Source organism: Amycolatopsis orientalis, from assembly GCF_000943515.2.
Taxonomy (GTDB): domain Bacteria; phylum Actinomycetota; class Actinomycetes; order Mycobacteriales; family Pseudonocardiaceae; genus Amycolatopsis; species Amycolatopsis orientalis.
In genome coordinates, this window is record NZ_CP016174.1 from 5136697 (window position 1) to 5161529 (window position 24833).

21 protein-coding genes are annotated in these 24833 nt (G+C 69.0%); 8 read left to right on the forward strand and 13 right to left on the reverse strand.

Features of this window, described 5'->3' with window-relative positions:
- Nucleotides 1–136: 136 nt before the first annotated feature.
- The 6 genes from ku to SD37_RS22505 form a co-directional block, all read right to left on the reverse strand.
- Nucleotides 137–997, reverse strand: coding sequence for a non-homologous end joining protein Ku (ku, locus tag SD37_RS22480; RefSeq protein ID WP_044855023.1), 861 nt, complete (start codon nt 995–997; stop codon nt 137–139).
- A 118-nt stretch (nt 998–1115) separates the two neighbouring features.
- Nucleotides 1116–2342, reverse strand: a complete 1227-nt coding sequence (locus SD37_RS22485; protein WP_044855022.1) for a styrene monooxygenase/indole monooxygenase family protein — start codon at nt 2340–2342, stop codon at nt 1116–1118.
- A 24-nt stretch (nt 2343–2366) separates the two neighbouring features.
- Complete coding sequence (locus tag SD37_RS22490) at nt 2367–2981, reverse strand: GTP-binding protein (protein WP_037305018.1); 615 nt, start codon at nt 2979–2981, stop codon at nt 2367–2369.
- Nucleotides 2956–3339 (reverse strand): DUF742 domain-containing protein, encoded by a 384-nt coding sequence (locus SD37_RS22495; protein ID WP_044855021.1) that lies wholly within the window; start codon nt 3337–3339, stop codon nt 2956–2958. Before SD37_RS22495 ends, SD37_RS22490 begins: the two co-directional genes overlap by 26 nt.
- A gap of 19 nt (nt 3340–3358) precedes the next feature.
- Nucleotides 3359–3793, reverse strand: coding sequence for a roadblock/LC7 domain-containing protein (locus tag SD37_RS22500; protein WP_044855020.1), 435 nt, complete (start codon nt 3791–3793; stop codon nt 3359–3361).
- On the reverse strand, nt 3790–5019 hold the full coding sequence (locus tag SD37_RS22505; RefSeq protein WP_044855019.1) for a sensor histidine kinase: 1230 nt from the start codon (nt 5017–5019) through the stop codon (nt 3790–3792). The genes SD37_RS22500 and SD37_RS22505 overlap by 4 nt, the downstream gene beginning before the upstream one ends.
- A 273-nt stretch (nt 5020–5292) precedes the next feature.
- Between SD37_RS22505 and SD37_RS22510 the strand changes: the two genes are divergently transcribed.
- From SD37_RS22510 to SD37_RS22525, 4 genes are all read left to right on the forward strand, one after another.
- The gene (locus SD37_RS22510) at nt 5293–5940 is read left to right on the forward strand and encodes a TetR/AcrR family transcriptional regulator (protein ID WP_044855018.1); all 648 of its coding nucleotides are present in this window, start codon (nt 5293–5295) and stop codon (nt 5938–5940) included.
- Between the two features lie 30 nt (nt 5941–5970).
- Nucleotides 5971–7704 carry an ABC transporter ATP-binding protein gene (locus SD37_RS22515; RefSeq protein WP_044855017.1) on the forward strand — a complete coding sequence of 578 codons (1734 nt, stop codon included), beginning with the start codon at nt 5971–5973 and terminating at the stop codon, nt 7702–7704.
- Nucleotides 7704–9746 (forward strand): ABC transporter ATP-binding protein, encoded by a 2043-nt coding sequence (locus SD37_RS22520; protein ID WP_044855016.1) that lies wholly within the window; start codon nt 7704–7706, stop codon nt 9744–9746. The genes SD37_RS22515 and SD37_RS22520 overlap by 1 nt, the downstream gene beginning before the upstream one ends.
- Before the next feature lie 110 nt (nt 9747–9856).
- On the forward strand, nt 9857–11311 hold the full coding sequence (locus SD37_RS22525) for a DNA polymerase ligase N-terminal domain-containing protein (protein ID WP_044855015.1): 1455 nt from the start codon (nt 9857–9859) through the stop codon (nt 11309–11311).
- Between the two features lie 79 nt (nt 11312–11390).
- On the opposite strand, the gene SD37_RS22530 is transcribed toward SD37_RS22525, so the two are convergent.
- The 3 genes from SD37_RS22530 to SD37_RS22540 form a co-directional block, all read right to left on the reverse strand.
- Nucleotides 11391–11744, reverse strand: coding sequence for an STAS domain-containing protein (locus tag SD37_RS22530; protein WP_044855014.1), 354 nt, complete (start codon nt 11742–11744; stop codon nt 11391–11393).
- Nucleotides 11745–11820: 76 nt separating this feature from the next.
- Entirely contained in the window at nt 11821–13329 is a 1509-nt protein-coding gene (locus tag SD37_RS22535) for a CYTH and CHAD domain-containing protein (RefSeq protein WP_236725081.1), read from the reverse strand.
- 70 nt (nt 13330–13399) lie between these two features.
- A complete protein-coding gene (locus SD37_RS22540) occupies nt 13400–14257 on the reverse strand; it encodes a helix-turn-helix domain-containing protein (protein ID WP_044855012.1) in 858 nt (285 codons plus the stop codon).
- Between the two features lie 428 nt (nt 14258–14685).
- Here SD37_RS22540 and SD37_RS22545 point away from each other — a divergent pair, with 428 nt between their 5' ends.
- Entirely contained in the window at nt 14686–15804 is a 1119-nt protein-coding gene (locus SD37_RS22545) for an erythromycin esterase family protein (protein WP_065912930.1), read from the forward strand.
- A 168-nt stretch (nt 15805–15972) separates the two neighbouring features.
- On the opposite strand, the gene SD37_RS22550 is transcribed toward SD37_RS22545, so the two are convergent.
- The gene (locus SD37_RS22550; protein WP_065912931.1) at nt 15973–18939 is read right to left on the reverse strand and encodes an AfsR/SARP family transcriptional regulator; all 2967 of its coding nucleotides are present in this window, start codon (nt 18937–18939) and stop codon (nt 15973–15975) included.
- An 85-nt stretch (nt 18940–19024) separates the two neighbouring features.
- Nucleotides 19025–19735 carry a DJ-1/PfpI family protein gene (locus SD37_RS22555; protein WP_044855088.1) on the reverse strand — a complete coding sequence of 237 codons (711 nt, stop codon included), beginning with the start codon at nt 19733–19735 and terminating at the stop codon, nt 19025–19027.
- Between the two features lie 99 nt (nt 19736–19834).
- On the opposite strand from SD37_RS22555, the gene SD37_RS22560 reads away from it, so the two are divergent.
- Both SD37_RS22560 and SD37_RS22565 read left to right on the forward strand, forming a co-directional pair.
- Nucleotides 19835–20812 carry a GlxA family transcriptional regulator gene (locus SD37_RS22560; protein ID WP_044855009.1) on the forward strand — a complete coding sequence of 326 codons (978 nt, stop codon included), beginning with the start codon at nt 19835–19837 and terminating at the stop codon, nt 20810–20812.
- Nucleotides 20813–20864: 52 nt separating this feature from the next.
- The gene (locus SD37_RS22565; protein WP_044855008.1) at nt 20865–22313 is read left to right on the forward strand and encodes a YibE/F family protein; all 1449 of its coding nucleotides are present in this window, start codon (nt 20865–20867) and stop codon (nt 22311–22313) included.
- Between the two features lie 233 nt (nt 22314–22546).
- Here the strand turns inward: SD37_RS22565 and SD37_RS22570 are convergent, their stop codons facing one another.
- Together SD37_RS22570 and SD37_RS22575 are read right to left on the reverse strand one after the other, a co-directional pair.
- The gene (locus SD37_RS22570) at nt 22547–23203 is read right to left on the reverse strand and encodes a hypothetical protein (protein WP_044855087.1); all 657 of its coding nucleotides are present in this window, start codon (nt 23201–23203) and stop codon (nt 22547–22549) included.
- A gap of 5 nt (nt 23204–23208) precedes the next feature.
- Nucleotides 23209–23817, reverse strand: a complete 609-nt coding sequence (locus SD37_RS22575; protein ID WP_044855007.1) for an MBL fold metallo-hydrolase — start codon at nt 23815–23817, stop codon at nt 23209–23211.
- Between the two features lie 157 nt (nt 23818–23974).
- Between SD37_RS22575 and SD37_RS22580 the strand changes: the two genes are divergently transcribed.
- Nucleotides 23975–24832, forward strand: a complete 858-nt coding sequence (locus SD37_RS22580) for a peptidylprolyl isomerase (protein WP_044855006.1) — start codon at nt 23975–23977, stop codon at nt 24830–24832.
- Nucleotide 24833 lies beyond the last annotated feature (1 nt).

Genomic DNA, 24833 nt, shown 5'->3' on the forward strand with positions numbered 1-24833 from the left:
ATCGAAGATCGCTCCGGAAAAGTTCTCCTCGTTTGCCTTGATACCACCAAGGCACGACAGAATCCGGCATCCGCGCGAGGCGGCGTGTCGTGAAACCCGGTCGCGTGAGACCGGGCACATTGTCCACAAAGGAGGGTCAGGCGCTCTTCGGGGTCCGCTTGCCCGTGGCGGGTTTCTTCGCCGCGGTGGCCTTCTTGGCGCTCGAAGCCGCCGGTTTCCGGCTCTTCTTGGCCTCGCTCACGCTGGCCTGCAGGGCCTCCATGAGGTCGACGACGTCGGCCTTCGCGCCCACGGCCTTCGGTTTCGCCGTCTGGTTGCCCGCGGCCTTGGCCTCGATCATGGCCTCCAGCGCCTCACGGTAGGAGTCGGTGTACTTCTCGTGTTCGAACACCGGTTCCGAGAGCGAGTCGATCAGCGAGCCCGCCATCGTCAGCTCCTGCGGCCGCACCTGCGGCGGATCGTCGTGCAGGAAGCCGAAATCCGGGACGCGGACCTCGTCGGGCCACAACATCGTCGTCATCATCAGGACGTCGCTGTGCACCCGCAGGATCGCGAGCGTCTCCCGCTGCCGGATCGCGACCTTCGCGATCGCCACGTGGCTCGCCTTCTGCAGCGCGTCACGCAGGACGACGTACGGCTTGACGGCGTTCTTCTGCGGTTCGAGGTAATACGTCTTGTCGAAGTGGATCGGGTCGATGGACTCCAGCGGCACGAACTCGAGCACGTCGATCGCGCGCGACGACGCCAGCGGCAGTTCGGCCATGTCCTCGTCGGTGAGCACGACCATCTCGCCGTCGGGCAGTTCGTAGCCCTTGGCGATCTCGGCGTAGGGCACTTCCTCGCCGTCGATCGTGCAGAACCGCTTGTACTGGATCCGGCCACCGTCGGCCTCGTGCACCTGGCGCAGCGAGACGTTCTTGTTCTCGGTGGCCGCGTAGAGCTGGATCGGGATGCTCACCAGCCCGAACGACACCGAGCCCTTCCACATCGAACGCATCGCGCCGCACCTCCACCGCCGTTACCGACCGTACTCACGCTCGGTAACAACGGTAGCCCGAAACGTCGGACCGCGACAGTCCCGTGAACCCGATCGCGGGACTGTCGCGGTCCGAAAATCACGCTTCGGCCAGGTACTTCTCCGCTTTGGCCGGGTCGAGGAACCAGTGCTGGAAGTCGGTCGGATCGGAGAATCCGTTCGCGAACCGCTTCGCCACGGCGGGGTTCTCCCCCGCCGCCCCGATGATCTGGAGCACGTGCGGGGGCGGCGGCTGCAGCATCGCGTTGGTCCAGGTCGTCACGTGCTGGGCGTATTCCCAGTACTTCTCGAACGCCGCCGTCATCCACTCCGCGTCGAACGGCTTGTCCCCGCGTTCGAGGATCGAGTCCAGATAGGACGCCGCGCAGTGGCTCGCGTTGTTGGAGCCCTGCCCGGTGATCGGGTCGTTGGCGACCACGACGTCGGCCATGCCCAGCACCACCGTGCCCGAGGCCAGCTCGCCGACGGCGTTCCGCACGACCGGCGTGTACCCGCCGGCCAGCGTCGCCTTGTCGTCGGTCAGCACGGCGTTCTTGGACCGCTCGTACTCCCACGGGAGGAACTGCTTCATCAGCGACAGGATCCTGTCGAGGTGCTCCTGCGGCGACGGCCGGTCGTTCCAGCAGTCCAGTGGTCCGCCGGGGATGCCCTCGAAGAACAGGATGTCGCAGTTCCCGCTCAGCGTGTACGCGGGGATCATGAACAGCTCGCCGACACCCGGGATGATGTTGAACCGCACGGCGGCCTTGTCCGGATGCTCCGGCCGGGGCTCGAGACCGTGCACGTAAGCCAGCGAAAGCGCGCGCTGCGGCTCGGTGTAGGGCGAACGCTCCGGGATACGGTCGAACAGCTGGACCAGCTCACCCTTGCCGGCGGCGATCACCACGAGGTCGTAGAGCTTCGCCAGCGGCGCCAGATCGGACGTGGTCACGCCGTGGATGACGACCTTGCCGCCGCGCTCCTCCACCAGCTCCAGCCAGCCCGCCATCTTCACCCGCTGGTCCACCGACTGCGCGTACTGCTCCAGCGGCCCGAACCAGTCCAGCACCCGGCTGGAGTCGGGACCGGCGATCGACACGCCGAGCCCCTCGACCCGGACGGTCTCGTCCTCCCACAGGTTCAGCTTGTGGTCCCGCTCGTGCTGCAGGGCGGAGTGGAACATGCACTGGGTCGACATCACCTTGCCGGACCGGATCTCGTCCGGTGTCCGCGCCGACATCACCGTGACGTCGTAGCCGTGCGACAGCAGGCTCAAGGCCAGCTGCAACCCCGACTGCCCGGCACCGACGATCAGAACCTTGCGCATCCTCGACGTTCCTCCCAGAACTGGTCAGCTGAGCGAAGCAAACTCACGTCCCCCGGAGAGCACCGCGAGGGACAGCGTGTGGGTCACCAGTTCCTGCAGCGTCGCGACCGCCGACTTGGGGTCGCGTGCGTCGCAGGTGATCAGCGGGATGTCCGGGGACAGCGCCAGCGCGTCGCGGACCTCGTCGAGGTCGTGCACCGGCATTCCCTCGAACTGGTTGACCGCGACGATGAACGGCAGTTCGGAGTCGTTCTCGAAGTAGTTGATCGCGGCGAACGACTGGTCGATCCGGCTGGTGTCGACCAGCACGACGGCGCCGAGCGCGCCACGCGACAGGTCGTCCCACAGGAACCAGAACCGGGCCTGGCCGGGCGTGCCGAACAGGTACAAGAGCAAGTCTTCGCGCAGGGTGATCCGGCCGAAGTCCATCGCGACCGTGGTGGTGGACTTGGTTCCGGGCGGCACCAGCTCGTCGACCCCGGCACCCGCCTCGGTCATCCAGGCCTCGTTGCTCAGGGGCGGGACCTCGGAGACGGAGCCGACGAACGTCGTCTTGCCCACGCCGAATCCGCCGGCGACCACGATCTTGGCGGAGATCGCCAGAAGATCGGCGTCAGACCGGGAGGCGCTTGAGTCCATCGAGGATCCTCTCGAGCACGTTCGTATCGTGGTTGTAGGCGTGCGCCGTCGGGTGCACGAAGACCGCGCCCTGGGTGGCGAGGTCGCCGATGAGGACGCGGACCACGCCCAGCGGCAGGTCGAGTCCCACCGAAAGTTCAGCGATCGACGAGCGGTCGCGGGCGCGCTCGTACAGCGAACGCGATTCGGGCATCAGCGCCTCGGCCAGCGCCGGGTCGTAGCGCGGCACCGAGATCAGGGTCTCCACCAGCAGCAGGTGACTGCTCTTGGTCCGGCCGCCGGTCAGCGCGTACGGCCGGATTCTGCGGCTGCGCATCTTGACGGGCCGGTCCGGAGCTTGGTCGCTGGACACGGTCATCCCTTCCTTCTCCGGATTCTCAGGCCTGCGGCCGTCGGGCGGTCAGGACCTGCCGGAGGCCCGCGCGCACCTCGGGGGTGAGGGCGTGACCGGCGTTGGTGATGAACTGGGTCATCTCGTAGGCGACGACCTTCATGTCACAGTCGGGTTCAGTGAGCACGGCGAGCCCGGCTTCGGCACCGATCCCCATGAACAGGAAGTACCCGCGGGTGAGCCGGATGATGATCTGCTCGCAGTTCCCCTTGCCGAACAACGTGGCGCTGTTCCCGGCAAGGCTGAGCAGGCCGCTCGCGATGGCGGCGAGCTGCTCGGCGTCGTCGTTGGACACCGATTCCGAGGCGGTCAAAGGGAAACCGTCGACGGACATGATCAGCGCGTGACTGGCGCCGTGCACCTTGCGCACGAAGTCGTCGAGCAGCCACGTGAAATCCGTGGTCGCGTCCTGGGCGGTCACTGGGTGTTTCCTCCGGTCTCACGCTCGCGCCGGTCATCGAGAGCGGCACGCTCGCCGTCGGTGAAGGCGTCGAGGTCGGCCAGCAGCGCCTCATGCCCGTCCGCCGGATCGGCGGACGAGGGGGTCGGCGGGGCCGGTTCGTCGGGCAAAGTCCTGATACTGCGGGAAACCCGGCGCGGCAGGCCGCTGGCCGTGGTGCCGCCGTCGGCGGGCGGCGGGACGGCCGTGCGCGGACGCGGGCTGGGCTTCCGTTGTTCCGGCTCCGGTGCCGGTGACGCGGCGGGGCGGCGCCTCGGCAGTGCCGACGGCGTCGCGACGGGACTCCCCACGGGCGCTCCGTTGGCGACCCTCGTCTGGGGCAGCACGACGGTCTGCGTGCCGGACCACTGCGCCTCGGCCAGCTCCGACACCACGGGGACCGGCAGCAGCACGGTGGCGACCGTGCCATGCGGGGTACGGCGGTCGAGCTTGACGACGATCTCGTGCCGGTGGGCGAGCCTGCCGACGACGGCGAGTCCCATGTGCCGCACCGACTCGTCGTCGAGCACGGGACCGGCGGCGAGGCGTTCGTTCAGCGCCGCGAGGCGCTCCGGCGGCATGCCGATGCCCTCGTCCTCGATGCGGATCAGCACACTCCCCTGTTCGGTGAGGTGCGCGCTGACGCTGACCGGCGAACTCGGCGACGACTGGTTCGCCGCGTTGTCGAACAGTTCCGCGAGGATCCGGCTGACGTCCTCGGCGGCGAAACCCACGACACCGAGGGAAACGACGCGGCCGATCGTGATCCGCGAGTAGTGGTCGATCGACGACATCGCGGCCCGCATCACGTCCAGCATGGACGAGGTCCCGGCCGCCGCGTCGTCGGCGTCCCGTCCGGCGAGCACCCGCAGGTTCTCGGCGTTGCGCCGCAACCGGGTCGCCAGGTGGTCGAGCCGGTAGAGCTCGGCGAGACGGTCGGAGTTCTCCTCCCCCGCCTCCATCGTTTCCAGCTGCGCGAGCAACTGGTCGAGCAGATTGAGGTCCCGCAGCGCGACGTTCGAACAGACCCCGGCGAGCGCGCCGGCGTCCGGCGCTTCCACGGCGGGCCGCTGTTCCGCCGCCGGTTCGGCGGATGGCGCCGAAGGGGCGTGCCGGGGCGGTGCGGCGAGGAACTGCGCCGCGGCTACCCGGGAGCGGTCCAGAAGAACCCGTGAGCGGTCAAGCAAGCCTCGAGCCCGCGTCACCATGTGCTTCCACTTCTTTCTCTTCGCGTACCCGGACCCGTGTTGCACTCCCCAGTGACAACGTCCGACATGCAAGCAGACGGAACTATCGGTGTCCACAACCGGTTTCCGTTCAACAGCTGGCAGTGACGTGGTAACGAAAGCGTTGCGGCTGGTGAGCGGTGCGCACTAGGCCATTCGGCTCAATTTGCCCATCAGGTGCGCCGTGTCGTGTCCGAAAAGTGCGGAGTGCGCATAAATTTGCGTGCCACGCAACTTTTGCCTACCCTTGCGGTCGTGCCCACGGACCCTGTCGCCCCTCTCGGACTACGCGAACGCAAGAAGCGCGCGGCTCGGCGCGCCATGAGCGAGGCGGCGCTGAAACTCGCCGCGGAGAAGGGCGTCGAACAGGTCCGCGTCGAGGACATCGCCAGCGCCGTGGGGGTTTCGCCGCGCACGTTCAACAACTACTTCTCCAGCAAGGAGGAGGCGATCTGCTCGTTCATCGTCGAACGGCAGGAACGCGTGCGGGAGGCGCTGCGCGAGCGGCCCGCCGGGGAGACACTGTGGGAGGCGGTCAGCGCCGCGACGCTGGAGGCCTACGGCAGCTCGGGGGAACCGGACCGCGGCACGGTGAAGGTCGCGCGGTCGATGATGCAGCACCCGTCGATGCACGGCGAGTTCCTCAAGGCACACGCCACCGTCGAGCAGGTGCTGGCCGAGGCGATCCTCGAACGGGCGGGCGCCGGCCCGGAAAACGCGTTGAACGCGCGGCTCATGGCGGCGATCGTGGAGTCCGCGGTGAAGACCGCGTTCTTCAACTGGCTGGTGAACGAGGGCGCCGAGCCGTTCCTGAGCACGGTCGAGACCCTCCTGCGCGAGGCCGCGTCCGGCGTCCCCTCGCTGACCGGACGCGAACCGGTGAAGAAACCGAACAAGAAGTAACACCTACCCACCACTGGGGGAGAAACCGTTGTGCTGACGAAGCTGTTGCGCACTCACCTGCGCCCGTACCGGCGAGACCTGTGGCTGATCGTGCTGCTGCAGTTCGTCCAGACCCTCGCCGGGCTCTACCTGCCGACGCTGAACGCCGACATCATCGACGACGGCGTGGTCAAGGGCGATATCGACTACATCCTCGGCGTCGGCGGCGTGATGCTGCTGGTGTCGCTGGTGCAGATCGCCTGCTCGATCGGCGCCGTCTACTTCGGCGCCCGCACCGCGATGGCGGTCGGCCGCGACGTCCGCGGCGCGATCTTCCACCGCGTCCAGGACTTCTCCGCCCGTGAGGTCGGCCAGTTCGGCACCCCGTCGCTGATCACCCGCACCACCAACGACGTCCAGCAGGTGCAGATGCTGACGTTGATGGCGTTCACCCTGATGGTGTCCGCGCCGATCATGTGCTTCGGCGGCATCATCATGGCGCTGAACCAGGACGTCACGCTGTCGTGGCTGCTCGTGGTCGTGGTGCCGATCCTCGGGGTCTCGGTCGGGATCATCATCGCGAAGATGCGGCCGGCGTTCCGGCTGATGCAGGAGCGCCTCGACAAGATCAACCAGATCCTGCGCGAGCAGATCATGGGCATCCGGGTGATCCGGGCCTTCGTCAAGGACACCCACGAGCGGCGGCGGTTCACCAAGGCCAACACCGAGCTGCTGGACGTCTCGCTGATCGTCGGCAGGCTCATGGCGCTGATGTTCCCCATCGTCATGCTCGTGATGAACGCCTCCAGCGTCGCCGTGCTGTGGTTCGGCGGGCTGCGCATCGACGACGGCAGCATGCAGATCGGCGCGCTCACCGCGTTCCTGTCCTACCTGATGCAGATCCTGATGGCGGTCATGATGGCCACCTTCATGTTCATGATGGTGCCGCGTGCCGAGGTCAGCGCCGAGCGGATCACCGAGGTGCTCGACACGCACACCAGTGTCGTGCTCCCCGCGAACCCGATCAGCCCGGGCGAAGTGCACGGGCGGCTCGAGCTGTCCAATGTGGAATTCCGCTATCCCGGTGCGGAGAAGCCGGTGCTCCAGGAGATCTCGCTGCTGGCCAGGCCCGGTGAGACCACCGCGATCATCGGCAGTACGGGCAGCGGCAAGACCACGCTGCTCAACCTGATCCCCCGGCTGATGGACGCCACCGACGGCTCGGTGCGCGTCGACGGCGTCGACGTCCGCGAACTGGATCCGACCGTGCTGTCCGACGCCGTGGGGCTGGTGCCGCAGAAGCCGTACCTGTTCGCCGGGACGGTCGCGAGCAACCTCCGGTACGGCAAGCCCGACGCCACCGACGAGGAACTTTGGCACGCGCTGGAAGTGGCGCAGGGCAAGGACTTCGTCGAGCGGATGCCCGAGGGGCTCGACTCCCCCATCTCCCAGGGCGGGACGAATGTCTCCGGCGGCCAGCGGCAGCGGCTCGCGATCGCGCGGATGCTGGTGCGCCGCCCCGAGATCTACCTCTTCGACGACTCCTTCTCCGCGCTCGACTACGCGACCGACGCCGCCCTGCGGCGGGCGCTGGTCGCCGAGACCGCCGAAGCGACCGTGGTGATCGTCGCGCAGCGGGTCAGCACGATCCGCCACGCCGACCGCATCATCGTGCTCGACGAGGGCCGCGTCGTCGGCAGCGGAACGCATACCGAACTCATGGACGGAAACGAAACCTATCGGGAGATCGTGCTGTCCCAGCTGACCGAACAGGAGGCCGCCTGATGAGCGCGCCCGAGTCCACAACGGACACTTCAGGCACCCCAGGTGCTTCGGCCGCTCCGGCGAAGGGCGTCGGCGAGCGCGCGAGCGCTCCCCGCGGGCCGGGACCGGGCGGCGGGGCCGCCTTCGGCCGCGGCCCGGCCGCCCTCATGGGTGGTCCGGCCGAGAAGGCGTTGGATTTCAAAGGATCACTGAAGCGACTGCTGCGCCTGCTGCAGCCGCAACGCGCCGTGCTGTACGGCATCCTGGCCTTCGGTGTCGCCAGCGTGACGCTGAGCGTCATCGGCCCGAAGATCCTCGGCATGGCGACCGACCTCATCTTCGCCGGTGTCGTCGCCAAGGACATGCCCCCGGGGCTGAGCAAGGAAGAGGTCATCGCCGGGATGCGCGCGAGGGGTGACAACACCCTCGCCGACATGTTCTCGTCGATGGACTTCGTCCCCGGCCAGCGCATCGACATCGACGCCGTCGGCCAGGTCCTGATGTGGGTGCTGCTGCTCTACATCGTGGCCGCGTTCTTCGCGCTGCTGCAGGCCCGGCTGACCACGAACCTGGTCCAGCGGGCGGTGTTCGAGCTGCGGGAGAGGATCGAGGAGAAGTTCGCCAGGCTCCCGCTGAGCTACTTCGACCGCCAGCCGCGCGGTGAGGTGCTGAGCCGGGCGACCAACGACATCGACAACCTCGCGCTGTCCCTGCAGCAGACGCTCGCGCAGATCGTGTCGTCGCTGCTGATGGTCATCGGCGTGCTCGTGATGATGTTCGTCATCTCGCCGGTGCTGGCGCTGGTCGCGCTGCTTTCGGTGCCGGCTTCGGTGCTCGTCGCGGCCAAGATCGGCAAGAAGGCGCAGCCGCAGTTCATCAAACAGTGGTCCACCACCGGGCGGCTCAACTCGCATATCGAGGAGATGTACACCGGGCACTCGCTGGTCAAGGTGTTCGGCCGCCGCGCCGAGGCCGAAGAGGTCTTCCGCGAGCACAACGACACGCTCTACGGCGCGAGCTTCAAGGCGCAGTTCATCTCGGGCACCATCCAGCCCGCGATGATGTTCATCGGCAACCTGAGCTATGTGCTGGTGGCCGTGATCGGGGCGCTGCGGGTGGCGTCCGGGACGCTGTCGCTCGGCGACGTCCAGGCGTTCATCCAGTACTCGCGGCAGTTCAGCCAGCCGGTCACGCAGATCGCCAGCATGGCGAACCTGCTGCAGTCCGGGATCGCGTCCGCGGAGCGGGTCTTCGCGTTGCTCGACGCGGACGAGCAGGACCCCGAGCCCGCCGAACCCGCGCGGGTGGCGAACGTGCGCGGCCAGGTCGAGTTCGAGCACGTGTCGTTCCGGTACGCCGAGGACACGCCGCTCATCGAGGACCTGTCGCTCACCGTCGATCCCGGGCACACCGTGGCCATCGTCGGGCCGACCGGCGCGGGGAAGACCACGCTGGTCAACCTGCTCATGCGGTTCTACGAACTCGACGCCGGCCGGATCACCCTCGACGGCGTCGACATCGCCGAGATGGACCGCGAGGACCTACGGGCCAAGACCGGCATGGTGCTGCAGGACGCGTGGCTGTTCGGCGGCACCATCGCGGAGAACATCGCCTACGGTTCCGCGGGCGCCACGCACGAGGAGATCGTCGCGGCGGCCAAGGCGACCCATGTCGACCGCTTCGTCCGCACCCTGCCGGAGGGGTATGACACGGTCATCGACGACGAGGGCGGCACGGTCAGCGCCGGGGAGAAACAGCTGATCACCGTCGCACGGGCGTTCCTTGCCAAGCCCGCGATCCTCATCCTCGACGAGGCCACGAGTTCGGTCGACACCCGGACCGAGGTGCTGATCCAGCGGGCGATGAACTCGCTGCGCGAGGGGCGGACGAGTTTCGTCATCGCGCACCGGCTCTCCACCATCCGCGACGCGGACGTCATCCTCGTGATGGAGAACGGCTCGATCGTCGAACAGGGCGACCACGAAACGCTGCTGCTCACCGGCGGGGCGTACTCGCGGCTCTACGCCGCCCAGTTCGCCGAGGCGTTGGCCGAAACCGACTGATCGCTCCTTCGTGAAGGCCCCTTTCCCTACTCTCACAGTGGGAAAAGGGGCCTTCACCACGCGTGGCGACGGGTAACGGCGCTAGGCTTGCGTGACCGGATCAGGAGGGGGTGCGCTGGCCGACCATGGCGGAGAAACTCGGCGAATACCGCCGTAAGCGCAAACCGGAGCGGACCCCCGAACCCATTCCGGACGGAGACGGCGAAACCGGGTCGAACGACCTCTTCGTCATCCAGGAACACCACGCGAGCAGCCTGCACTGGGACGTCCGCCTCGAACGCGACGGTGTCCTGGTCTCCTGGGCGGTGCCGAAAGGCCTGCCGATGTCGCCCGAAACCGAACGGCTGGCCGTGCACACCGAGGACCATCCGATGGAATATCTCACCTTCGAGGGCGAGATCCCCGTCGGCGAATACGGCGGCGGCAGCATGACGATCTGGGACACCGGCCGGTACGAGACGCTGCACTTCAACGACCACAAGGTCGAGATCGTCTTCCACGGCGAACGGGCACGCGGGAAATACCTCTTCCTCAATGTGAAGAAGGACGGGAACGATCGCGGCTGGCTGCTCAAACGGCTGGACCCCGCCGAACCCGGCCGGGCGGAACTTCCCCCTTTCCTCGCCCCGATGCTGACGAAACCCGGCCGTCTCCCCTCGACCGGCGAAGACGCGGAATGGGCTTACGAATTCGACTGGTCCGGGCGCCGCACCCTCATCCGGGTGTCCGGCGGCCGCATCACCGCCTACGACGATTCCGGTGACGACGTGACCGGGCTGTACCCCGAGTTCCGCGGCCTCGGCGAGCAACTCGGTGCCACCGAAGCCTTTCTCGACGGGGAAATCGTCGTCTTCGACGGCGGGAAGCCGAGTGTGGACGGGCTCGGGCATCGCGCGCGGGCCACGAAGAGTTCCGCGAAACGGCTCACCGCCCGATATCCGGCGTTCTACCTGGTGAACGATCTCCTGCACCTGGACGGCCGTTCCTGCGTCGAAGCGTCCTATGTCGAGCGGCGGGAACTCCTCGACGGACTCGGCCTCGCCGGACCTCATTGGCAGGTCCCCCGGCACTACCTCGGGGACGGCGGCGCGGTCGCGCGGGCGGCCCGCGAACACGGACTCGCCGGGATCGTCGCGAAACGCGCCGACTCCGCCTATCACCCGGGGAAGCGCACCGGGGAATGGCTTTCCATCACCGGAGCCCGGGTCCAGCAAGTGGTGCTGGGCGGCTGGCGGCCGGGAGGCGGCAGCCGAGCAGGCACGTTCAGCTCGCTCCTGCTCGGCGTCCCGCACGAAGACGGCTTGCGGTACATCGGAAACGTCGGCGTCGGATTCGCGGGCGACGAGCTGGAGGAACTCTCCCGGCGGCTGTTCCGCTTGGAGCGCAAGACATCCCCGTTCCACTCCGTCCCGGACAAACAGGCGAAGGACGCGCACTGGTCACGGCCGACCATCGTCGGCGAGGTCGTCTTCGGCGGCTGGACCGACGCGGGTTGCCTGCGGAACCCGCGCTGGCGCGGCCTGCTGCCGGACGTCACCGCCGACGAGGTCGTACTCGACGGCTGATCAGGCCTTTCCACAGATGGTCGTGAGTGGTAAGTGCCGTTAGAACGTCACTTATCACTCACGACCCACGTGAGGGGGCTCAGACCCGCACGTCCTCGAAATCGCGCCAGACGTCGAGACCCGCCCCGACGCCACTCACGTCAAGGATCCGCGACACCAGCTTGGTCTTCACGATCACCGAGAACCGCGGCGACGCGGCGTTGGCCTCCTCCAGGGCGTGCAATCCCGCGCAACTGAGGAAGCCCACGCCGGACAGATCGAGGATCACCCGCTTGGCCTTGACGCACGCGCCGCTGAGTTCGGTGCGGAACCGGCCGACCGTGGCCGCGTCGATCTCCCCCACTGCGGTGAGGACGAGGACGCCGTCGGGCCGTCGGCTGCTGGTCACGGCCAAGGGAGGCGGGTCGCCGGGAACACGCTTGCCAGGCAACATTGGGGGCGCCTCTCTCCAGACCACCAAGTTCCCTCGACGGTACTCGGCGGCGGCGGGAGGTCAACCCCGCGATCCCTCATTTGAGCCATTTCGGGCGGGAACCTTTACGTACCTCTTGCCATTCGCCGGTGAAACGCCGGTGCGCGGCCTCGGCGGTGGCGACCGAACGGCCGTACAGGAGGCCATAGGTGAAAGCGTTTTCGCTTTCGGCGTAGGCGCGGAGCCCGAGGAGCCGCAGGACCTCACGGGTGACCACCACGTCGTGATGAGTGCCGAGGGTGCTTTGCACGGCCTTGACGTTCTTACGCCATTTTCGAAGCTTCTTGCCGGCCACCGGCCGGACCGTGTCCGCGGCGTACCGGGCGCGCTTGGCCTTCTTGCGCACCTCGTGCAACGCGGCTTCCTGCTCCGCGCCCGGCCGCAGGGCGTTCGCCGCGGCGACGGCCTTGCGCAGCTTCCGGTCCGAACGCGCCACCGCCTTGCGGAGTTCCTTCGTGCCATCCTTGATCTTCTGTGGCTTCGCGACGAGCTTTTCCAGTGCTCGCAACAGATTCGTGTACCGCTTGCTGTCGAGCGCCCGGATGGCCCGTGCCTTGGCTTCTTCGGCCTCGCGCGCGAAGTGCCGCGTCATCAGCTGCCCGACGTTGCCGAGAACCAGTTCCGACGGAAGCGCCTTGACCTCGTCGTGCAGCCGCTCGGCCATCACCTCGTTGTCCCGCGCCGGCCCGAGTTCGCCGCCAAGCCAGCGAAGTTCGGCGGCCAGCTCGTTCGCGACGTCGGCGTCGAGGGAGCGACGGAACGTCCGCAGCGCACTCCTCAGTCGCCTGCTCGCGACCCGCATCTGGTGCACCGCGTCCTCGACGTCCCGGCGCACCCCGATGTCGTTGCGGCGCAAGGCGTCCAGCTGCTCGGCCAGGTAATCCGCGAGTACCGAACCGGACGCCGCCCCGGCCGAAGGGACGAGTTCGTCGGTCAGCCGCCGGAGTTTCGACGGCCACTTCGACCGCTCCGCCCCCGCGTTCACGACGGCTTCGTCGAGGCTGTCGAGGACTTCGAGGGCGGTGCCGGGCGAAAGCTCGATCTCGATCTCCCGCCAGCGATCGAGATGTGCCTTCTCCCCGCCCGCCTCACCGGTGACGACGTCGTCCGTCAGCGTCGCGAGCTCGCGGCCTTCCGCGTCCAGCAGGGCGTACGACGTGCGTTCGGTGCGCAGGTGCGCGGCCTGGACGAGTTTGGCGCCGAGAGTGTGCGCGCGGACCAGCTTCGCCAGCGCGCCTGGCACCTTGTCCGGCTTGCCCGACAACGGGAGGCGCAGTTCCTCGCGCCTGTCCGCGCTGACCGGCAGTTTCAGATGCCAGCCCTCGTCGGTTCCGCCGAGCCTGCGGCGCAGCGTGATCCCCGCCTGCGCGAGCCGGAAGTCGGCGGTGTCGAAATACGTGGCGTCGAGGACGTCCACCCTCGGTTCGGCCTGGTTCGTCACGGGACCGGCCGGGACCAGCGGCGGGATGGGCCGGTCGGCCGCCAGGTCGTACTTCCGCTCGATCTCCGCCTCGGCGACCGGGGCACCGCCCTGCGTCTTCGTCACCACGAACTCCTTCTCCTCGGCTACCAGGAAGGATTACCCCAGGACGAGGCGCCGGGAAACCCCGATCGGGTCACTCCTCCATCCGGTCGTACCGGTCCGCCCACTCGGCGAGCATTTGCCGCGAATTCTCCACGGTCAGGGTATCGCTTTCCAGTCGCGCAACAAGCGAATAGTACGCCTCGACCGCCACCCGGTCGTCGATGAACATCCCGGCCGCATAGGAATCCGTGTACACCACGGCCGGATGCTCCGAGAATTCCATGATGGTGAACGAATTCTCGATTGTTCTGCTCACTTCGTTCGTTTCGGGGACGACGCGGATGGAACAATATGGGAGATTCGCCGACAGGACCAGGTGCAGCAGTTGCTCGTGCATGATCCGCGGCCCGCCGACGACGGAACGGAGCGCGCGCTCGTGGACGTAGAACCGGCACTGCGGCGGCCGGTCCCGGCGCAGCAGCTTCTGCCGGTCCATCCTGGCGTTGACGATCTGGTCCAGTCGCGCCTGATCGCGGTTGCCGAGCAGTTCGTAGGTCGTGCGGGCGTACGGTTCGGTCTGCAGCAGCGCGGGGAGGGTCAGCGACTCGTAGCGCACCACGGTATGCGCGAGATTCTCTTGGATCATCAGGGATTTCGTCGGATCGACGAGCTCGTCGAAGTACGGCCGCACCCAGTAGAGGTCGTTGCCGGACTGCGTGAGTTCCAGGAGTAGTTCGCGCTCGGGTTCCGCCTCGCCACAGGTCGCGAGATACAGCGCGGCGTCCACGACGGACAACTCGCGCAGGCCCTGTTCCCACCTCGTGACCTTGCTCTGCAACCAGCCGTTACGGCGGCTGACGTCGGCTCCGCTGAAGTGCCTGCGCTGCCGGAACGCCTTCATGCGGTGGCCCAGTTCCCGGGTCCGCGCCGTCGAATCCTTCTCAACCATGCGGGCCAAAGTAGAGCCGAACTCCGGCCGCGCAGTGACTGCCACGCGGTAATTCACCTCAATTGCTGACCACTTGCACTCCCGCATTCTCGCGAAGCGCCGCTTCGCGAGCGAAGCACCTTCGCGCGCGAAGGGTTCTTTAAGTTTATAGCGCAAGAAACAAATGGGGGCTAATTGCGGGAAGGGGAATTGTTGCGGGATCGGCACGGCTCCCCCGGCCCTCCCCGCCGGCACGGGCGGCCGGTCGCGCAGCAGCCCAGTCGTCGTGAGTGGCGATGAGGGTTCTAACCCTCATCGCCACTCACGACCACCCCGGCCCGCCTCCTGCCGCCAGCCTCCCCTTACCCCGGTTTGAAGCTTTGGCGACTCTCCCCCATGTCCAGCTGAGGAAAGTTTCAACCGGTGTATCAACGATACGCTTGAACCTCATGAGTCAAGACATCCGAGACTTCGTCACCCCCTCCTGCGACCTGCTCGCCCTGGGCGAGCCGACGCACGCGATCCCGCTCTTCGCGGAGATCCGCAACGAGCTGTTCGCCCAGCTCGTCGACCGCGGTTTCCGTTCGATCGCCCTGGAGACCGATCGCGTGGCCGCGCACATCGCGAACGACTTCGTCCAGCATGGCAAAGGATCCCTCGACCTCGCGATGAGCGAGGGCTTCACGCACGTCTTCGGCACCGTGGAAGCGAATCGGCGGCTGATCGCGTGGATGCGGGAGTACAACGAGAACCGCCCGCCCGGAGAACAGCTCACCTTCCACGGCTTCGACACCCAGACCGAGAACACCTCGGCGCCCAGCCCGCGGCGCTATCTCGAGTACGCCCGCGACTTCCTCGGCCTGGACGTGGACATCGCCGGCCCGGCGGGCGACGACGAACGCTGGAGCCGGACGGAGGCGGTGCTGGACGCGGCCTCGTCGATCGGTGCCACAGCGGACGCCTACCGGCTGCGCGCGATCGCGGCCGATCTGCTCACCGCGCTCCGCGCCCGCGAGCCGCGACCGGTCACGCCTGACTGGGCGCGGGCGGAGAACCACCTCATGGCGGGGATCGATCTGCTGCGCTACCACCGGCAATGCGCCGAACCGCTCGAACCGCAGGATCGGTACCTGCCCCTGGTCGCCATCAGGGACGCGATCATGGCGCGGAATCTGCTCGACATCCGCGCCGCCGAAGCCGGTCGCGGCGCGACACTGGTCTTCGCGCACAACCTCCACCTGCGGCGCCAAGCGAGCACGATGACCGTGGCCGGGACGGAGACCACCTGGTTCCCGGCCGGCGCGCTGGTGGGGCCGCTGCTCGGCGACCGCTACACCTTCGTCGTGACCAGTCTCGGCCGAAGTGGGGCCATCGCGCTGCAGGAGCCCGAACCCGATACCTACGAAGGCTTCCTGCAGAAGCACGTCACCACCGAGTGGGGTCTGCTCCAGCCCGGGGAGGTCCCGGCGGCACGCGTCCGGACCGACCCCACCCCGCGGCAGGGCTACTTCCCGCTCGACCAAGGGATCCTCGACGACGCGGACGTGCTGCTGCACGTCGGCGGCTGACCGGCGAACCGGGTGACGCCTCCTGCCCTCGGAAGGCGTCACCCGGCCACGAGCACGCGCCGTCACCCCCAGTCCCGCGATTCCGGGACGGCGCGAAGTCCCGGGACCGAGTCAACACACCGGCCCCATAACTTCGCCAAACGCGGCGGGCGGTGATCCCCTGCCGGGCTATCCCGGCGTCGCTCCGAAGCGGATCTTCGTCAAGGCTTCACGAGCCCGTTCCCGCTGCCGCCCATCCCTGTCGACGGCGGAGAGGCCCTGGAGCGCGCGCAGTTCCCACACCGGGAAACCCAGTTCCCGGAACAGCCCGGCCGCCGTACGGAGTCCTTCGGCCGCTTCGGTGACGACGCCTTCGTCGGCCCGCAGACGACCCAAGCTGAGCAGGGCGTATCCGCCGCCCCGGCGGTCACCGAGCGCGCGGAACGTGCTCATCGCGAGTCCCAGGTGCTCCGCCGCCCGGTCCGGTTCACCCGCCAGCCGCAGCGACTCGCCGAAACTCCGGTGCGTGTAGGCGGCCGCGTGCCGGTGGCCGACGTGCTCGAACAACTCCAGCGACCGTGAAAGACAGCGTTCGCTCTCCCCCGCTTCCCCCACCTCCGCGTGAAGGTCACCGAGGCTGCGCAGGACGTGCGCCTCCCAGTGGCGTTCGCGCGAGCTGCGGGTGCCGGTCAGCGCACTCGCCAGCAGGTCACCGGCCTCGTCCAGCCTGCCGTTGCGGCGCAGGACGTCGGCGTACCGTTTGGCGGACCGGTCGTGCTGCCGCCCGTCCTCGCAATGGAGGGAAAGCAGCAGGCTCGCCTCGAAACACTCCTTCGCCCGCCGGAAGTCGCCGAGATCGTCCCAGAGCGAGCCGAACTGGGCCGACGCCATCGCCTGCCCGGCGAGATCACCGGAGTCCCGGAACAGGTCCAGCGCCTCCCGCAACGCGCCGACCGCCGACCGGGGCCTGCCGGAGTCCGCGTCGACGTCGGCGAGCGCGACGAGCGCGGATCCGGTGCCGCGCGGATCGCCTGAAGTGCGGAACCTGGCTTCGGCCAACGCGAAACACGTCCTCGCCCGCGCCAGATCGCCCGCGTCGGCGTGTGAGTGACCGAGCTTCAGCAGTTTCCCCGCCTCCGCGGGCAGGTCGAGCCGTTCGCGGACGACGTCGAACCCGATCAGCGCCAACGGGCCGCCGTGCCGGGGGCCGACGAGGTCGCCGTGTGCTTCGGCCAGCCGCGCGGTCAACTCGGTCCAGCCGTGGCCGCGCGCGGTCCGGACGGCGAGCGCGACGTTCGCGATTTCCGTGTCACGCCAGCCGATCGGGTCGGCCGTGACTCGGTCCGACGCCGCCACGGGCGTGTCCGTCCGGCGAGCGGGCGGGTACTCGGCGCCGAGCGCGGCGCTCGCGTGTTCGGCCAACGCCGCAGTGACCGTCAGCGCGCGCTTGAGGGCGGCGGGATCCGGCGGTTCCCGGAGCGCGAGACGGATCAGGCCGGGCAGCCGGTACCGCGGGAAACCGGCCTGATCCGGTGCGACGTGGAGCAGGTGTTCATCCACCAATTCGTCGAGCAGCTCGGCCGCCTGACGGGACGAACAGCCCAGCAGGGCGGCCGCGAACCAGTCTGCGACCTCGGTGGCGCCGGGGAAACCGAGCAAACGCAAGGAGTTCCGCTGCCGCGGCGACACTTCGGCGAGGGCTTCGGCGAGCACCGGGCGGACGGCGAGGTCGCCCGCGGCGAGTTCGTCGAGACGCAGGCGCTCGTTCTCCAGGCGCGCCGCGAATTCGGCGATGCCCAGCCTCGGCCGCTGCCGCAGCTTCGTCCCCGCCGCGCGCACCGCCAGCGCGAGCCCGTCACAGCAGGCCAGCACCCGGCGGACGGCGTCCGGTTCGGCCGCCGCCCGGTCCTCGCCGATGATCGCCCCGAACAGCACCCGCGATTCCGCGTAGGACAGATCACCGACCTCGATCGGCCTGGCACCGGCGAGTCCCGCCAGCTGCCGCCGTGTCGTGACGATCGTCGCGCAGCCCGGACCACTCGGCAGCAACGGCCGGACCTCGGCCTCGGAGCGCGCGTTCTCGACGAGCACCAGCCCCCGCCGGTCCGCGGTATGGCTGCGCCACAGGGAGATCAGCCCGGCCCGGTCGGCCGGGAGTTCCGTTTCCGCGAGGCCCAGCGCGCGGAGGAATCCGGCGAGCACGTCGCCGGTCTCCCGCAGATCGGCGACGAACTGACCGTCCGGGAACCGTTTGCGCACCCGCCACGCGGCCTGGACGGCCAGCGCGCTCTTCCCCGCACCCGCCGCGCCGTGCAGGACGACCGGCGCGGGACCGCGCAGCGCACGGCCCAGTTCCGCCAGTTCGCCCGCCCGGCCGGTGAAATCCGGGGTCGCCGGCGGGAGGCGGCAGGGCGGGCCGCCTGCCGACCAGCCGGTTCCGGCGATCCGGCGGTGGACCGCGAGCAGGTCCTCGCCCGGCGAAACACCCGCGTGCTCCCAAAGCGCGTGACGACACCGGTCGAGGACGGCGAGCGCGGCGTCCCGGCGGCCGAGGCCGTGCAGTGCCTCGGCGAGCCATCCCGCGAGGCGCTCGTCGCCCGGCCGGGTGGCCAATTCCGGGCCCAGCCGGTCGGCGACCGCCTTGTGGTCACCGGCCGCCAGGTCCAGCTCCACGAGTTTGCCCAGAACCGAGCACCGCCGGTCTTCCAGCCACAGCTTGTACGCCTCCAGCAGCGGCCCGGCCGGGACGTCGGCGAACGCCCGGCCGCGCCACAACCCGAGTGCCCGTTCGAGCAGCGCCCTGCGCTCGTCGCCGGTCGCCGTCGCCGCGGCCGCGGTCAGGCCGGTGAAACCGGAGACGTCCAGTTCCCCTTCCGACACGATCAGCCGGTAGCCGTCCCGGCCGGACCGCAGCCGCTGCCGGGCGTCGTCCACCGGTACTCCGGGCGACAACGCCTTGCGCAGCTTGGAAACCGCCATCTGCACGACGGCGGCGGCACTCGACGGCGGCCCCTGCGGCCAGAGTTCGTCCACGAGGGTGTTCCGGTGGACGAACTCGTTCGGCCGGGCCAGGAGCAGCCCGAGCACCCGACGGGGCTGAGCCGCCGACGGCAGCGGGACCGAGGCCCTGAGCGGGCCGAGCACCTTGAACTCCACGAAGCACCTATCACCTGGACGGGTGGCCAGAATCTAACCCGGCGGAGTCCCCGAATCGTCGCTTCTCACCCGGATGGCCGCCGCCCTACCGTCCGGTGTGCGCAAGCAACCTGTCCCGCAGAGCGGGCTCGTCCGCGAGCGCGTCCTTCAAAGTGTGCTCCAGCAACGGTTTGAGGTCCCCGTACGGCCGCTTCGACCAGTCGAGCGCGCCGAGCGGCGGCTCCGGGTCGTACTCGATGACGAACTGGATCGTCCGCGCGATCTCGGCGCCGACGAGCCGCTCGACCAGGTGCAGCGCGAGATCGATCCCCGCCGACACCCCGGCGGCGGTGATCACGTTCCCGTCCTCGACCCAGCGTTCGGCGACCGGTTCCGCGCCGAACGCGCCCAGCAGCTCCCGGAACATCCAGTGCGTCGTCGCGCGGCGGCCCTCCAGCAGCCCCGCCTGGCCCAGCACCAGCGATCCCGTGCACACCGAGGTCACCAGCTCCGCGCTCGCCGCGGCTGTCCGCACGTAGTCGATCAGCTTCTCGTCGGCGAGCGCCTTCAGCGTCGGCGCGGCGCCGCCCGGGACGAGGAGCGCGTACGGCGAAGGAACCTCGTCGTAGGTGTGGTTCGCCGAGAGCTTCAGGGGATTGTCGGTGCCGATGGGCTCCTTCGTCTCGCCGACCACGACGGTCCGGAATTCCGGGACGGTGCTCGCCATGCCGTCCAGCACGGTCAGCGGCCCGACCATGTCGAGCGGGGTCATCCCCGGGTACACCACGAACGCGATGGTCTTCTTGTCCTCAGTCATGAGGGCCACGGTGGCGCAGCCGGGCCGAGCCGGTGAGCCGGATGTCCGGATTCCTGCGAACCATGTCCAACGGCCGGGCGATCCTGCTAGCGTTCGATCATGCCGGGTTCACCCAGACGAGTGTTGATCGTGGGGTACACCCATGCCGAGCTGCTCGACATCGCCGGCCCTTCGGACGTCCTGGACGCCGCGACGAAACTCGGCGGCCGGCCGGGGTACGAGATCATGCTCGCCAGCGTCGACGGCCGCGGCATCCGCTGCGACTCCGGGCTGACCCTGCAGGCACAGCACCGGCTCGACCAGGTGACCGGCGAACTCGACACGCTGATCGTCGCGGGCGGGAGCGGGCACGAGACCGCCGCGGCCGACCCGCGGATCGTCTCCCACATCCGCAGGCTCGCGCAGAACAGCCGTCGCGTCGCCTCGGTGTGCACCGGCGCCACCGTGCTGGCCGCGTGCGGGCTGCTCAACGGGCGCCGCGCCACCACGCACTGGCGGTTCGCGAACCGGCTGGCGACGAACTACCCGCAGGTGAACGTGGACCCGGTGCCGTTGTACATCCGCGACGGCAACGTCTGCACGGCGGCGGGCGTCACCAGCGGGATCGACCTCACCCTCGCCTTCGTCGAGGAGGACCACGGCCCCAGCCTCGCCAGGGAAGTCGCCCGCATGCTGGTCACCTACCTGCAGCGACCGGGGAACCAGGCGCAGGTGAGCATGTTCCTCTCCGGCCCACCGCCGGAGAACCGGCTGGTCCGCGACATCACCGCGTACGTCTCCGAACACCTCGCGGGCGATCTCAGCACCACCGTGCTCGCCGATCGCGCGGGGATCAGCACCCGGCAGCTGACGAGGCTGTTCGACGCGCATCTGAGCACCACGCCCAGCCGGTACGTCCGGGCGGCCAGGACCGAGAACGCGGCGAAGCTGTTGTGCGGCACCGAACTTCCCCTGACGTCGATCGCGAGGCGGTGCGGCTTCGGCTCGACCGAGACGCTTCGCCAGGCCTTCCTCGACCACTTCGACACCCCGCCGTCCGCCTACCGCCGGGTCCACCTGCGCCAGGCCTTCGGCTGACCGCACCGGGCCCCGCGAGCGGCGGGCGGCGCGGGCTGTGCAGGATGTGCGGGTGAACCGCCGCGACCTCTCCGACGACGACACCGGCCCGATTCGCCGGGTAACGGACACCCCGTCCGATCGTTCGCCCGGAACGTCCCGTTCGCCGCGCCGGACCCCGCCCGAAGGCGTCCGGCGCCCGCGTCCCCAGGCCGAACGGCCGCGGCAGGCCGCCCCGGGCAGACGCCGCGCGGCAGAACCGGCGTCGGCACCGGCGCCGGAACGGGCACCGGCACCCAAGCCCCGGCCCGAGCCCGCCGGTCACGGACACGGGCACTCGCACGGCCACGGACCGGCGGCGCCCGCGTCGCGCCGGGTCCGGCAGCTGCTGATGTGGCTGCTGATCCCGCTCGCCGTCGCGACCGTGGCCGGGATGGTCCTGCTCTATCCCTGGGGCAAGGATCCGGCGAAAAGCGCCTTCCCCCAAGGGACTCCGGTCAACGCCACGATCACCGCGACGATCACCGGGCCGTGTCTCGCCGAGGGGCAGGTCCAGGTCGGCGATCCGCCGCCGGACGCGAAACCGTGCCTCACCAGCGAACTGACCATGACCGACGGCCCTGGGACGGGAAAGCCGCTGAAGCTGACCCTCCCGATCGAGCCGAGCACGCCGCGGTTCACCGCAGGCGACAAGGTGGTGCTGTCCTACAACGGCGGCGACGTCGCGAATCCGGCGTCGTTCCAGATCGTCGACTTCCAACGCGGCACACCGTTGCTGCTGCTCGCCGGGCTGTTCGCGCTCGCGGTGATCGTGCTGGGCCGGTGGCAGGGAATCGCCGCGTTGATCGCGCTGGGGCTGAGCTTCCTGGTGCTGGCCCTGTTCGTGCTGCCGTCGATCCTCGCCGGGGAAAGTCCGCTGCTGGTGGCGATCGCGGGCGCGGGCGCGATCATGTTCGTCGCGCTGTACCTGACCCACGGGCTGTCGGCGAGAACCTCGGTGGCGGTGCTGGGGACCTTGGTGAGCCTGGTCCTGATCGGCGTCCTGTCGGCGATCTTCTCGGCGGCGTCGTCGCTCACCGGACTGGACGACAGCACCTCGCAGCTGATCGGCTCGCTCGGGCACGGGATCGACGCGCGGGGGCTGCTGCTGGCCGGTGTCGTGATCGGCGCGCTCGGGGTGCTGGACGACGTCACGGTGACGCAGACGAGCGCGGTGTGGGAGCTGCGGCGGGCGAACCCGGCGCTCGGCTGGCGTGAGCTTTACGGCGCGGGCCTGCGGATCGGGCGTGACCACGTCGGTTCGGCGGTCAACACGCTCGTGATGGCGTACGCGGGCGCGGCGTTGCCGGTGCTGCTGTACACGTCGCTTTCGGGTGTGGGCCTCGGTTCGATCCTCGGCGCTGAGAACATCGCGCAGGAGATCGTGCGGACGCTGGCCGGGAGTGTCGGCATCGTCGCGGCGGTTCCGGTCACCACCGTGCTGGCCGCGCTGATCGCCTCGCGGGAGCCCCAAGTCTCGTGAGTGGTGATGACGGTTCTAACCGTCATCACCACTCACGAGACGGACAGGCGCTGCGCTCGCGGAACCACAAACTCCTATGACGCGGGGCTGTGTGGATTTTGGGACGTCAGATGTCCCAAAACCCACACAGTCAGGCTTCGCCGCCCAGCACCGCAAAGGCCGGATCCTCGTGAGTGGTGATGACGGTTCTGACCGTCATCACCACTCACGAGACCGAACGCTCTCCGCCGCCTTCACTCCAAGGTCGCCACGAACCGGCTGACGGCCTCCATCGTGAACCGCTGGATGTACTTCCCGGCGGGCGCCGCCGAGGCCAGCCGGTAGAGCGGCCGCTCCGCCGCCGCGTCCCCGCGCGCCTCCGATTTCAGCTGCGCCACCAGCAGTTCCGAGAACACCAGGCCGTTCGCCTCGGTGTTGTTCAGCAGCGCGTTCGCCAGCTTGCGCAGTTGCAGGATGCCGAGTTCCCGCCCGCCCGCACCGGAATAGACGGCCAGGTCGACCTTCGCCACCTTGCGCCGTTTGCCCGCGTTGACCAGCAGGCTGACCGTCCGGGTGCCGCGTACATCGCTGATCACCAGGTCGATGCGCTCGGCCGAGGTCAGGGCGACCCGCCGCAGTCCCCACGTCCGCACGATGAGCGTTTCGCCTTCGAGCCAGACACGACGGCGCAGGTTGTAGAACATGATGTAGAGCAACGGCAGCGCGATCACCCCGGCCACGACGAGCCCGGCGATCTCACCGCCGATCAGCCCGGCGATCCCGCCGAACGCGGCCGCGAAGATCACGACGCCCACGATGCCGGAGCAGCCGCGCTTGCGGCGGAGCTTGGGGTCGTCGTGGAACAGGGGAAGGCGCTCGGGGGTCTCCGGTGCGCCGCCGGACTCCGCCATCTCGCTCACGATCCCGTCCCGGCCAGGAACGGGTTGCCCGCGCGCTCCTGCCCGATCGTGGTCGCCGGGCCGTGCCCCGGCAGGACGACGGTGTCGTCGGGCAGCGTCATCACCTTGGCGCCGAGGGATCGCACGAGTTCCCCGTCCGCCCCGGAGGACCGGCCGATCGAACCGGCGAACAGGCTGTCCCCGGTGAGCACGATCCGGCCGCCCTCGGCGGAGGTCAGCCCGAAGGTCACCGAACCGGCGGTGTGGCCCGGCGTGTGGGACACCGTGATCTCCAGTCCGGCCAGCCTGAGCGGGCCCTTGACGAGTGGCACGATCCCGTCCTTCCATTCCCCGGCGTCCGCGGCCAGTAGTGGCCGGTCCGCCTCATGCAGATGAAGAGGTATCCCGTGACGCGAGCCGACCTCGGCCGCCGAAGCGACGTGGTCGGGGTGGCCGTGGGTGGCGAGCATCGCGACCGGCGTCAGGCCGTGTGCGGCCAGCGCGGCATCGAGGGCTGCGCCGATGTCCTCGCCGGGATCCACGAGCACGCAGTCCCCGCCGTCTTCCGGCGCGAGCAGATAGCAGTTGGCTTCGAGGGGGCCTGCCGGAAAACCGACAACCAGCACGAAACGCCTCCTCGTATCTTCCGCCGAACAGGTGACAGGATGGCCCTGATCACGATCAAGTAAGCGTAGCGGCCCCTGTACGGGGGCCTCACAGGCTGTGCCCATAGACTTCCCCCACCTCAGACGTGTGAACATCGAGTGGAAACGGGGAGGGCGGGTGCCGACCAACCAGCAGCGCCGCGAAGCCGCGAAGCGCAAGCTCGAGCGACAGATCGTGCGACGGGCCGAAAAGGCCAAGCGGCGCAAGATCGTCGGCTCGGTGGCGGTCGTCGGCGTCGTCGCCATCGTGGCGGGCGCGGTGTGGTGGATCGTCAGCAGTAACAGTGGTGACGACGCCGCCTCCGACGCTTCCCCGAGCTCGGCTCCCCCGACCCCAGAGGTCACCATCCCCACGGAGCGCGCTCCGATGCCGAAGCGGCCGACGCCGCTGGCGAACCCGGTGTCCTGCGACTACAAGGACGACACCACCAAGCCGGCGTCGAAGAAGGTGAACAAGCCGGAAGGCAAGGACGTCTCTTCGAACGGCACGGTGAACGTCGTGCTCAAGAGCACCGCGGGCGACATCCCGCTGACGCTGGACCGGGCGCTCGCGCCGTGCGCCGTCCAGAGCTTCATCAGCCTCTCCCAGCAGGGCTACTTCAACGACACCAAATGCCACCGGCTCGGCACCACCGGCCTGCAGATGCTGCAGTGCGGTGACCCCGAAGCCAGCGGCATGGGCGGCCCGGGCTACACGATGCCGGACGAGGCGTTCAAAGAGATCAAGTACGGCCGCGGCCTCCTCGCGATGGCGAAGACGCAGCAGCCGAACTCCGGTGGCAGCCAGTTCTTCATGGTCTACGGCGAGGCGGAACTGCCCGCGGAGTACTCGGTCTTCGGCAGCATCTCCGACGACGGCCTGAAGGTGCTCGACAAGGTCGCCAAGGCGGGCGCCAACGCCCAGGCCGGCAACGGCGACGGGACCGGCCCGCCCAACACCGAGGTCAAGTTCACCGGCGTCACGGTCAGCCCCTGAC